Below are 12,810 nucleotides of genomic sequence, written 5' to 3' on the forward strand. Positions count from 1 at the left end.
TTTGATTCAAAGGTGGTTAATCAATTGAAGTTTATAGAAAAACAATCATTACCCATTCTATTACTGTGCCTGCTCGTCCCATCGGCAGTGCCTCACCCTATCGCCGGTTACATGGCAACGGCGTTGATGCTCGTTTTTATCGGTATAAATAAAAAAAACCTGTTATTAATTCTATTCATTTATTTCCCTGCCCGTCCCTTATTGATGGAACTGAATAGCGGCTTAACCTATACAGGTGACCTGATCATCCTCACCTTATTCATTTCTTTGCTTATTGAAAGATTCAAAAAGGACGAATGGCAATTTTCGAAATATCATTTTACTGCCCCATTTTGGTTGTTTTGTTTAATTGGCGCCGCAGCTGCACTCATGAACGGAGTGGGAATCCTCCCCATCCTATTTGAACTTCGTGCATTGCTTATTACATTCTTGCTTCTTTACATTATCGGTGAATTAAATCTAGAAAGAAAGGATATCTTTCGCTTTTTGAAGGTTATCCTAATATTTACAATGTTACTTTGCCTGCATGGCATAGTGGAGAAAATCTTTTTACGCACGATCCTGCTTCCACACTCATGGGAAATGTGGAATCTTTCTCCAATAAACCGGATGAGGATTTATGGAGCACCTGCCAATCCCAATGTATTCGCCTTATTCTTAAGCATCCAGTTATTCCTTAGTTTCTTTCTATTTCAGTCGCTGAAAAAATATAAATGGATCGTCTTTCTCGCTGCCATCCTGCTTTCCGGAACGTTACTGCTTACCTATTCACGGGGCACGATGATTGCATTCGGGTTCGCGGCGCTTGTCTTTATAATATGGACCAGAAATAAACCATTTCTCAAATATGCTGCAGGAGCATTTTGTCTCGGCCTGCTTCTTATTTATTACCCAGTTTTATTTGCATCAAGTAAAGTGGAGGTATCCGCATCGATTCCCATGGAAAATGTGATAATCGGCAGCACCCCCTCTGCTGAACGCGAAAATGCCCTCTCCAATCGTTTTTCAGATATGTTCTCTGATAAGACTCTGCACCAGAGTACAGAGTGGGGCCGGTTATATGTCCTGATCAAAGGAATTGAAATTTTCAAAGAACACCCGATAATCGGTACAGGGTTAGCAACCTTCGGAGATTCTGCCACACTATCCTTTTCCTCACCAATTTATCAGGAATACCAAATTGGTGAAAGGATGTATACCGATAATCAATATATCCAGATTTTGGTCCAAACTGGTATGCTGGGCTTTCTTGCGGTTCTTGCATTCATCTTTTTCACCTGCCGTACAATCCTGAAATCGGGAAATGGCACTTTGGCAGCGTTCACCATCTGCTTGATGTTGGCCGCATTATTAGCAGGACTTTTCTACAATATTCTCGAAGATAAAACGTTTACGCTGATATTTTATAGTTGTTTAGGATTCTGTTTACAGAAGGACATCATTTTAAAGGATTGAAAATATGCCTACTCTTTCACATGTCATTAAATCGGTCGGGCTCGTCACCATTATTGCAGCCATTGGAAAAGTCCTGGGATTCGGGCGGGAATCTATCATAGCCGCCTATTTCGGGGCATCATCGATGGCTGATGTTTTTTTCGTGGCAAGCCTCATACCAACCATTCTTTTTACGGCTCTCGGCAGCGGTCTTCAGGCCGGCGTTATTCCCATTTACTTGGAAAAGAAGGCGGATAACCCGTTGAAAGCTGATGAATTCATCAGTGTTTTAGGTTCTTTCTTTATGCTGGTAGCCGCAGTCATGACCATTGCCTGCATGATTTTCATAAAGCCGCTCGTCATGTTGACGGCCCCGGGTTTCTCTGATTCGGAGCTGGCCCTGACGGATTCACTTACCCGGATCATGCTGCCAAGTTTACTATTTTTCACGCTTTCTTACATGGCGACGGGGGTCCTCAATGCGAATAAGCGTTTTATTCTGCCGGCACTCACTTCAACTGCACAAAACACGGTAATTATCGCAGCCACCATTCTGTTCGCTGCTCCGTTTGGGATTGAAGGGTTGGCTTGGGGGTTTGTGTTCGGAGCAGCAAGCCAGTTCCTTATCCAATACCCATCATTGAAGCAGTACGGAATCCGGCCCATCGTCTCTTTCCTGCCTCATAAACGGCAGATCGCACAAACACTGTACACCTTTTATCCAATCATTATCGCCGCTTTGGCGATCCAGTTGAATAGTGTCGTCGATCGGATTATTGCGACCTCGCTCGAAACCGGAAGCGTATCGGCCCTGAACTATGCGAATCGCCTGCTGTGGCTGCCATTAAGCATTGTCCTCACGCCGCTGATTACCGTATTGTACCCTTCAATCGTCGAGCGCGCGCTTATAGGCTATCAATCTTTCCTTAATTTGACCTTAAAAGGGTTGAAATCGCTGTTATTTTTAGCGATTCCGTTCATGGTCGTCATGTTAATCAGCGGAAACGGCTTAATCACTCTGGCTTTCCAACGCGGGGCTTTCGATGCTTCAGCAACCGAAATGACTTATAGGGCATTCATCTTTTATTCAGCTTGCCTCCCGTTCTTTGCACTGAGGGATTATTTGATGAACGCCTTCTACGCCTTGAAGAAAACGAAAGTGGCGATGTATTCCTGCCTGATTGCCGTATTGCTTAACGTCCTGCTCAGCTGGGTCCTATCACGTTATCTCGGCGTAGGTGGAATCGCTTTAGCATCGGGCATTTCCATGCTCCTGCAATCTCTCTACCTTTTCGTCTACCTATGGCTGAAGACAGCAAAAGCGGACAAGGCCGCTTTCAGGGATGTTTTTCAGGAAAGCAGCAAGCTTACCATCATCGGAGCCGTCATTTACGGAATGGCTCTCTGGATCCACCCGCTTACCCTAAAGTTGCCCATCATCATTGAATTAGTGATCATCTCGCTGCTGGTATTCGGACTATATCTCGCATTATCCATTCTTTTTAAAGTAAGCAGCCTGCAAGCGCTGAAAAGGATCAGATCATCAAATTAATGCATTAGAAGAAGGAGTGCCACTATGGACATTTTAATCACAACGATTTTCAACTACCCTCATGAAGGAGGGCTATCGAGTCATATCACTACGTTAAAAAAGGGGTTAATGTCACGGGGCCATAATGTGGACATATTATCTTTCTCTCAATTACCCCCTTTCAAGAGGAAGATGCTCGCCCAGGCCCCAGGATTTTTATTAAATAAAGTAAAACAGGGGAGCGGCCAGCTTTTCAATGACCGGCAACGCCAAAAATTGTTGGCTTCATCTATTAAAGCCTTGAAAAAGAACTATGATGTCATTAACGCTCAAGACATTTTCGCAACGCTTGCCTCCATCGAATCCGGGATACCGACGGTGCAAACCGTCCATGGGTATTATTCATTCGAGGCAGTCAGCAGGGGCGCCCTTCTTCCGGACAGTGAAGAAGATTTGATCATTCGCGAACTAGAAAGAAAAGCTTATCAGTCCGCTGCAAAAGTAGTGACGGTCGATCAAAGGATCAAAGACTATATCAATCATTTGGCACATATAGAGGCGTATACGATCAAGAACTTCATTGACGTGTCTGCTTTCAAACCGGAAAGAGCAAAGCGGGAGCAAACTCGCCAGGACTTTCAAATACCGCTACATAAAAAGATGCTTTTCGTTCCGAGAAGAATGACGGAAAAGAACGGTGTCATCTACCCGCTTCTTGCTCTGCCGGAGGTGCTGGAAAACCATCCTGAAACAGTATTGGTCTATGCAGGTACGGGTGAACAGCGAAGCCGGCTTGAGGAAACCGCAGCCAGGCTCAAAATATCAGATTCCGTACTTTTTCTCGGTTCAGTGCCGTTCGAGAAAATGCATAACCTCTATGAAGCATCGGACATCGTACTCATCCCAAGCGTTCATTCCCACGGGGTGGAAGAAGCGACTTCCATTTCTGCTTTAGAAGCGATGAGTTGCCGCTCACCCGTCATCGCAAGTGCAATCGGAGGTTTAAAGGAGATTCTCATTGATGGTGAAGATGGTCTGTTAGTAGCGGAAAAAAGTGAAGAAGCACTTGCACAAGCCATCTCCAACCTGCTTAATGATCCTGAATATGCAACAAAGTTAGCTGCGAAAGCAAGATATAAAATGGAAAGCGAATACTCCCACCTTTCAGCTGCCGAGCGGTTTGAGAAAGCTTATGAAAAAGTGCTTAACTAAAAAAAGCAGACCCGAAGCCCGGGTCTGCTTTCACTTTCATACCAGTGCGGAACTGCGCCTTTTCATTTGTTCTTCACGGTATTTTTTCTGTTCTTGTTTAGACATGGCGTTATATTCTTTTAAGAATGCTTCATATTGCGGCATTACTTCGTTCATGGCACCGTATGCCTTTAACTCTCCATATTCAAGCCATAAAGCCTTTTGGCAAAATTTCTTCATCTGACCGATTGAATGGCTGACAAAGAACATCGTTTTGCCCTTTGCCTTAAATTCGTTCATTTTCTCTAAACACTTCTCGGCAAAGTTTTTATCCCCGACTGATAAGGCTTCATCAATAATCAGGATATCTGGATCGATATGCACGGAAATGGAAAAACCAAGCCTGGACTTCATGCCGCTTGAGTAGGATTTCACCGGTTGGTCAATGAACTTACCAAGTTCCGAAAACTCAATGATCTCAGGCTCAAGTTCTTTGATTCGATTTTTATCGAATCCGAGCATCAGCATTTTCAGTTCGATGTTTTCCCTGCCCGTCAATTGATTATTCAGGCCCGATGCAACGGCAATCAAAGCCGTTTTCCCGTTAGTTTGGACATTTCCGTCCGTGGGCGGGATAATGCCTGCAATAATATTGGACAATGTGGATTTACCTGACCCGTTGACCCCGACAAATCCTATTACATCGCCCTTTTCTGCTTCAAAACTTACATTCCTCAGAGCAAAGTACTCTTCCCCATAGCTTTTGGGCAAAAGAAGATCCAATAATTTTTCCGAGTTTTTATTATATAATTTATATTTTTTCGTTATATCTTTGACAATTACCGATTTTTCCAATTTTTCTCACTTCCAGTTTACTTAAAGTCAACAAAGCGATCTCTAAACCTGACATGCAGCGAGGAACCTATCAAAAATAAGATGATAACGACTGCCCAGAAATAAAGGGTATATTCCCAATGCGCTATCAGATACCATGATTCCCCCAACAATGAAGCCCGATACCCTTCCACAATATAATATAGCGGATTCAGCTTCATGATGTTTAGTACGATAGGGTGCTCCTTAGCATCCAATACCCAAAGGATTGGTGTTAAATAAAACAAGACTTTCATTAAGGACACGATTATATTATGAACGTCACGAATGATGGTTGATAATGTTGAAGAGATTAACCCAATTGAAAATAACAGCAAGACCGTCGCGGCAACATAATACGGCAGTTGTATGATATAAACTGTAGGGAGGTATCCAGTAAAACCTAATAGGATGATGATGACTCCCAGCAGCATGAGGTGCTGATACAACTTGGCAAAGATTACATACGATGGAATGACACTCATCGGGAAGCTCATCTTGGATACCATATTCAGTCGGGAATAGACGGATTTGGACGTTTGGGTTATCGAAGGATTCACAAAGAACCAGACAACGATCCCTGCCATCAGCCATGGAAGGAAATTTTCCCCGCGATTTAAGATTATAAATCCGAATACAAACCAATAAATCGCAATCTGTATCATTGGATTGATGATTTCCCATAAGACTCCCAGGTAGTTATTGCTGTTGGCACTTTTCATCTCATAAACAGATAAACGCCTTACCATATAAAAATTATTGATTTGTTCTTTTAAAACGGTCAAAGCTGAACTCATAAATTACACAGACCTTCCTAAAAACACTTTTTCTACGACACGGCGTGAAGCCTGGCCATCCTCGAGTGCACAAAACCGCTCGTGAAAATGATTGTTATCATTGGTATTTTCATATTTCATCGTCTTGATACTATCAATGACCGCATCAGATGTTTTGACTAACAAACCAGGTGCACTCTTTTCGAAATCAAAGTAAAACCCGCGAAGCTTGTCCCTGTAATTTTCAATATCATATACATAGAAAAGCATCGGACGCTGTAAATTTGCGTAATCAAAGAATACGGAGGAATAATCAGTTATTAATAAATCCGAAATAAGATACAAATGACTAATATCTTCGTAACTGGATAAATCATAGGCGAATCCTTGATACGCCGATAAATCCAAGTTCTCGGAAACCAAGTAATGAAGACGGAGCAAAATGACATACTCCTCCCCCAATTCCTGTCTCATTCGATCCAGATCGAGTTTTATTTCAAACTTATATTTTCCCTTGCTATAAAACTCATCGTCCCTCCAAGTTGGGGCATATAAAACGATCCTTTTCTCTATTGGTATACCCAACTTCTGTTTCAATGAGTCGATTGTATCACGATTATTCCCATTGTAAAGTATATCATTGCGAGGATAACCGGTTTCCAGAATTTTAGCAGCATCGACATTGAAGGCACGGGCAAAAATCTCACTTGAATAAGCGTTCGGTGAAATTAAATAATCCCATTTACTTGATTCGGCATGGAAATTTTCTTTATATTTATCCGTCGTTGTTCCAGGCATATGAACTTCATTCATATCTGCCGCAAGTTTCTTTAATGGAGTCCCATGCCATGTTTGCAAATAGATCGTGTGCTTCGGCTTCGGAATCCAAAGCGGGAGCCTGCTGTTCGTTACCCAATACTGGGCTCTTGTCATTTTGAGCAGCCAACTAAATGAAAAGCGATTGAGATATGGAATGCCTGCCTCTTCGAAATGAGCTGTATATCTTTTATCTACGCTCCAATACATTTTATATTCAGGATGGTTACTCTGCAAGTATTCATAAATCGCCCGGGGATTGCAGCTATACTGCTTGCCCAAAAAGCTCTCAAAAATAACTAGCTTCCGGTCCACTGGCAATACTGTGCCCGCCAATTCAAAAGCCATTTTATATCCTCTTAAAATAATTGCTTTAGCCTTATTTTTAACTAGCGATAGAAAGGAAGGTCTCTTTGAGGTTTGTATTTTTTCATTTGACATATCCGATCTCCCTTTTTATTGATTAATGATAAGTGAACCATATTAATAAATCGAATTAAAAATAAGCTCGCCCAATAGAAGGGAGAGCTTATTTTTGGTGTGCTTCTAACAGCTACTCCAAAGACTTTATTGCCAGTCCCAAATTATTTGCCACTGTTGTATAAAACTCTACATTTTTTTTATTATACGTCATCTTATTTTTCAGGATCCTTTTAATATTCACCAATTGATAATCATTGTAGCGAATGAACAACGTAAATAAGGACTTTTCCATTTTATCAATTTCATCCAATGAAACAGTGAAATGGCCTCTATTACCTTCTATTTGAACTCCGCAATTGATTTCATTGTCGATTCTTGTTCTATCTCGTAACAATACAGAATTTATGTTGTTTATATCATCACCATAAATCTCAAAACTTTGGTGGTAGACATTATCCATAATATAAGAATCCAGTGCACGGGCAAGCATCGGTATCCTGACAAAGCGAAATTCGCCTTTCAGAAATGGAAGTTCATAATAGGGTAAACCATCTTTTATATAATATTTTTTATTGGAATCTCGCTTTAACCATTCAAACAACTTTATGAAATCATCAATACGGTCCTCCATGAATAATTCAAGTGCCAATTTATAAATAGGTACTTTAAATTCATTCTTTAAGTCATATGACAAGTTTTTCGCAGTTTCGACAGCTTCCCTTAATATTTCTATAAAATCTTCTTTATTCTTGGACTTCACAAAGGTTTGACTGTCGAACGTTTTTACAATATCGTACTCATAAATCCGGTTAAGAGCCACCTTTTTCAATTCAATGGCAACATCCTTGGATTGAATATACTTTATTATTTCAATATCCGCTTTTCTTTTGTCCAACACATTTGTGACACGTGTTAAAGAAGAGGGGTTTTCCGACGTTCTATTGACATAATAAATAGGTTTTTTAGTAGTTGATACAGCTTTAACTTTAAAGAAAACATCAGTAAAAAACCATTTATCTTCACCGAATTTCATATTCGGAAAACCAATTTCATTTTCTTTAACCATAGGCAGATTCATCATCCTGGCCGTTGGACCCATATGATAAAAAAAGTGCGGAACATCCAGAGGGGTGATGCTTCTTCTTTCTTTAACGGAAGCAAACTCACCGATAACACTCTCTGACCCGGATTCGACTTTTACCGTTTTGCCCACCACATAATCATCACCGGTTTCCTCCAGGATGTTATAGAGGCTTTCCAGTCCATCATGGGCAAGCCAGTCATCCGCATCTAAAAAAGTTATATACTTGGATGTTCCCAATTCTATTCCAATGTTTCTCGGGGTCCCAGGTGACCCATTATTTTCTTGAAGGGTGACTGAACAGATATTTTTATATTTAGCTGTATACTCTTGAATGATTTTATTGGTGCCATCTGTCGAACAATCATCAATGATGATATATTCAATCTGATCTATGCCCATGGTTTGATTTATTACTGATTCAATCGTTTTCCTGATGAATTTTTCAGCATTATATGCAGCAGTGACTACAGTGACTTTTTTTTCTTTTCCTAAAAATTTATTTCTTAAGCTTACAGGATTATTTTTTATAAGGATATTGCCGCTCTTTAAAAGTTCCCTCGCTTTTTGACGCACCAAGAAATTCATACGATTCCTCTCCTTTTATAGATCTAGAGGTAACATAGACGTTTCGACTCAGGCAGCCAAATTCACCAGTTACTTAAGCAACAATACCCTTTATTTTAGGAATCAATCATTAAAAAATTTATCCACGATTCTCTGTGTAGCTTTACCGTCCTCTATTCCACAATACTTCTCTCTAAATAAACCATATCTCTCTTTATATTGCATGTTTATATCATCAATATTGGTAATAGTTTCAATAATATCCTCAGTTGTTTTTAAAAACGGACCTGGTGCTTCCTTTTCAAAATCCATATAGAATCCACGGATGTTATCTCTGTAATCTTCCAAATCATAAGTGTAGTACAAAATCGGCCGAGCAGTATTAGCAAAATCGAACATTACTGAAGAATAATCCGTAATCAATATATCAGAAATCAGGTAAAGTTCCTGAATATCAGAATAATTGGATACATTTATCACGAAATCCTCAAATTCGCTCGGGATGCTGAGATTATTACTTATAACAACATGCATCCTTAACAACAGGATATATTCATCCCCAAGTTCCTCCTTCATTCTTTCCAAATCAAATTTCAGCTCGAAAATAAATTTATTGTTTTTCGAAGTTTGATTATCCCGGAATGTAGGAGCATATAAGATGACTTTTTTTCCTTTTGGTATCTTCAATTTCTCCATCACTGACTTGGCGATTATCGAAGAATCTTCCCTGTAAAACAAATCATTTCTTGGATATCCCGTTTCTAATATTTCCCCTTCATATTTGAAGGCACTTCTGAAGGCCTTGGATGCGTATGGACTTGGTGATACTAAGTAATCCCAAGTTCTCGTTGCACCATGCACTCGATTTAAGTACCCCTCGTCTCTTCCTTGAATATTGTCTATATCAAATAGCATTTTTTTCAAAGGGGTACCATGCCAAGTCTGGATATATGTCGTTTCCTTCCGTTTGCTTAAATAGGTAGGGAAGTTTTGATTATTTATCCAATAACCTGCTTTGGCTAAATAATAATAGTATTCCGGACTTAAGCGTTTAATCAGCTTTGTATTCTTACCTTTTATCGGTAAATTGCCATTATACACCCAAACCTTTTTATATTTATTATCCCTTTTGACCAGTTCTTCATAAATATACTTCGGGCTATCGGCAAATTGCTTCCCTATCCCACTTTCAAAAAGAATAAGGTTCCGGTCAACCGGGATAACCTTGGACATGATTTTATAAACTTTTTTCATGACAGGGAAATACTTATCACTTTTCCTGAATCGATTCATAATGAGTTTCGATATCGGATGGTTATATAATTTAATTAGTGAATTTTGATCTTTTTCTGCATTTTGAATCACTTCGAATATCCTTGAATTAGAATGGACATCGCGATATTTAATAAAACGGTTCGCCTTATCCATATACTTTTTCTTCATGACAAAATCAGTGTTGGCATATTCGGATAATACTCCTAACAATTCATCCAATTCATCAACGATTTCACCCGGAAGATCGTTATCCAAATCCAAATGTGACGGTCTTTTCCCTATGAAACGATCTCTATCAAATTGATAATAAATTACCGGTTTATGCAGGAAACTAAAATCAAAAGCTACACTTGAATAGTCCGTAATCATAATCGCGCTTTCCTTAATTAATCTTTGGACATCCACTTCACCCTGACTGATCACCCTGACAGGGGCATCTTTAAAATAAGACGTGAACTTCTGCATATTAGGGTGAAGGCAAAAAATGATTTCGAACCCATTGTTTTTAGATAACTCATGTAAAACCGGGTGATTCACCAATTTCTGATACCTTTCAAAATACTCGCTTTCCAAAAATATTTCATCGGATGTAATCCAATCTCTCCATGTTGGAATGATCAATAATTGCCGTTTTGTTAAAACATCATCCTTGAACAACGAGTCGAACCTCGAAAGTCCCGTCGTGAATACTTCTTTTTCGTTGTATCCAAAATCTGTTACAATCATATCCTTTTCGAAGTCTGAACTTACCAGAAAAACATCCGTACTAAAGCCTGAGACTGCATTTTTACCGTAGTTTGCCACCATATTCTTCGTGCCCATAACACCATGTTGAAGAAATACCTTAACTCCCTTAACACGATTTTTAAATTCAGATGTTCTTAAAGGATATAAATAATCCGGATGATGTGATGAAATGATACGGGTCGATTCCATAGTCTTTTTAATATGATCCTTTGACTTGAAATAAAGTATATTTCCAAAGGGCTCGACATTCTTGGCTTCCACTGAATTTTCTTCTATTACATAATACACTTCTTTTTCTGGGTGGTTTTCCCTCATATATTTAAAAAAGTGATATCCGGTATCCTGGGCTTTATACGTTCTTTCTCCAATTAGCCAGACATCCTTTTTCTTTTTAAATAAAGCCAAAAATCGCCTCCACCCCATCATCCTTTTTAAATATCGATAACTTTCCGTAGAGAAGTTAAACACTTCCAATGATAAATTGGATGCTTTAAAGGTATAGTATGGATTGACGATAGCAACTCCATTATTCGAGCTGACATCGGTCTCTTTAGTAAATAATTTAGTTCTGGTGGTTGGTCTTCCGACGCGTACCATTTTCGGCTCTTCCTGATCATGCAAATGTAATTTCATGTAAATGTCATATACATCATCTACCAAATCCGCACTGACTAATTGTTCTAAATCCAATCTCAAATCATATATATAACGATTCAGTCCATATTTCTTGATATTCATTTCCTTATTGTGAATAAAAGAAATATTTGCCGAATATTCTTTGTCACTTTGTCTTCCTTTTACAAGGCCCTCACCTTTTATGATACTTGAATGCTTGGTGAAAATTTGACCATTAATTTGCATGGTCTTCGATTTGTTTTTGATTTTTTCAATTTGAGACTTAATCGAAATTTTAGGGGTTTTATTGAAGTAAAGAGATAAATTCCCTTTATTTGTTATAGAGAATATACTTTGTTTATCTTCATAGTTATAAATACTCAAATTGTTCATGTGCGTTTCCTGGAAGCGCCCTAGACGAATTGGATATTCGATATTAACCTGTTCGTTCTCTTCTACATATTCAGCTTTATGCTCGATATTAAGTATCGTTTTTTTGCTCAGCTTTTCAACTGGAACGGAAACCTTTATATAACAGTCATAAACAGTCGGTTCATCACCTTCTAATTTCCGCATTAAATCTTTCAAATCTACTTTAAACTCGAATTTAGATGAACTCACCGATTCAGCTATTTTTATTTTTTGATCTTCGTACTCCCTAGAATATAGCCATAGTTCTTTTGCGCAATAATGTTCTATTGAAAATTCCCCTTTTATCAACAGTGCATCTTTCTCTTGCGCAATGGTCAGAACTTGTTTCAGCTTAATTTTAGGAGTTTTTTTTGCTTTCCCTTTTCCAAGAAGCTTTTTAATCATTTTAGACCACCTATTACAAATTATTTAAATAGAAACGAATCATTCAATGTACTTTAAAATCATAAACTTTTTTGGCTTTTTCCTCAATATCATTAAACAAACAGGCGAACTGCCGTATATTACCTATAAATCCTCTAATAAACAAAAAAAGACAATATTGGTTAGCCCATATTCGAAAACGAACATACTAAAACTAAAAAACATTCCGTAAATATAAGACTTCCAAGGAAGGACTGCCGTTCTTCCATGTTGCCAGAATGGAAAGGGAATAGCAAAAACAATTCTCTTAATTGCATAGAAGACGCTTTCAAAACAATACTTGCACTTCATTAATTGGATCCTTAAAAAATGTTAGGCGATAGATTTATTGCCTATACATGCCCATCATCTGTCCTTCATACAATTCTGCCGCTTCACCTTCACTATTAGAAAACAGGGATTAATGAAGCTCCTCTAGTTGTTCTCTCCTAAACGTGGTAAAATTGTGAATGGCTTAATTCTGATTGCAGCAAGAATAATGAAATTTTTCTTATCTATCGTTCATCAGCTTACTTCAAGTAATGCGAAAAAAATTATTTTTAAATACCATTCAGTATAAAACATACATCCATATAGACACTTTATTATGCCCTACAAATTAGTCAACATTTAATTTTAGCTTAAAA

General features: G+C 38.7%; 7 protein-coding genes and 1 pseudogene. 3 read left to right on the forward strand and 5 right to left on the reverse strand.

Translation table 11 applies throughout. The annotated features are described in order from the left end of the window. Positions 1-24 precede the first annotated feature (24 nt). The 3 genes from ACIQZD_RS15920 to ACIQZD_RS15930 are packed head-to-tail and all read left to right on the forward strand — an operon-like array spanning position 25 to position 4,177. Positions 25-1,455: an O-antigen ligase family protein gene (locus tag ACIQZD_RS15920; RefSeq protein WP_402904430.1), complete on the forward strand. Its 1,431-nt coding sequence runs from the start codon at positions 25-27 to the stop codon at positions 1,453-1,455. Between the two features lie 4 nt (positions 1,456-1,459). Next, positions 1,460-2,986: a murein biosynthesis integral membrane protein MurJ gene (gene murJ, locus ACIQZD_RS15925; RefSeq protein WP_402904432.1), complete on the forward strand. Its 1,527-nt coding sequence runs from the start codon at positions 1,460-1,462 to the stop codon at positions 2,984-2,986. 24 nt (positions 2,987-3,010) lie between these two features. Then, positions 3,011-4,177 carry a glycosyltransferase family 4 protein gene (locus ACIQZD_RS15930; RefSeq protein WP_402904434.1) on the forward strand — a complete coding sequence of 389 codons (1,167 nt, stop codon included), beginning with the start codon at positions 3,011-3,013 and terminating at the stop codon, positions 4,175-4,177. A 36-nt stretch (positions 4,178-4,213) separates the two neighbouring features. Here the strand turns inward: ACIQZD_RS15930 and tagH are convergent, their stop codons facing one another. The 5 genes and pseudogenes from tagH to ACIQZD_RS15955 form a co-directional block, all read right to left on the reverse strand. Next, positions 4,214-5,011, reverse strand: coding sequence for a teichoic acids export ABC transporter ATP-binding subunit TagH (tagH, locus tag ACIQZD_RS15935; protein WP_101223779.1), 798 nt, complete (start codon positions 5,009-5,011; stop codon positions 4,214-4,216). Between the two features lie 17 nt (positions 5,012-5,028). Further along, positions 5,029-5,826 carry an ABC transporter permease gene (locus tag ACIQZD_RS15940; RefSeq protein WP_402904436.1) on the reverse strand — a complete coding sequence of 266 codons (798 nt, stop codon included), beginning with the start codon at positions 5,824-5,826 and terminating at the stop codon, positions 5,029-5,031. Between the two features lie 3 nt (positions 5,827-5,829). Continuing rightward, positions 5,830-7,035 (reverse strand): annotated as a pseudogene (locus ACIQZD_RS15945) (CDP-glycerol glycerophosphotransferase family protein); the annotation flags it as partial. 139 nt (positions 7,036-7,174) lie between these two features. Then, positions 7,175-8,713, reverse strand: coding sequence for a glycosyltransferase family 2 protein (locus tag ACIQZD_RS15950; protein ID WP_402904438.1), 1,539 nt, complete (start codon positions 8,711-8,713; stop codon positions 7,175-7,177). Positions 8,714-8,815: 102 nt separating this feature from the next. Continuing rightward, on the reverse strand, positions 8,816-12,145 hold the full coding sequence (locus ACIQZD_RS15955) for a CDP-glycerol glycerophosphotransferase family protein (RefSeq protein WP_402904440.1): 3,330 nt from the start codon (positions 12,143-12,145) through the stop codon (positions 8,816-8,818). Positions 12,146-12,810: the final 665 nt, after the last annotated feature.

Origin of the sequence: Peribacillus sp. NPDC096447 (assembly GCF_044762725.1) — a bacterium.
Lineage (GTDB): Bacteria > Bacillota > Bacilli > Bacillales > DSM-1321 > Peribacillus.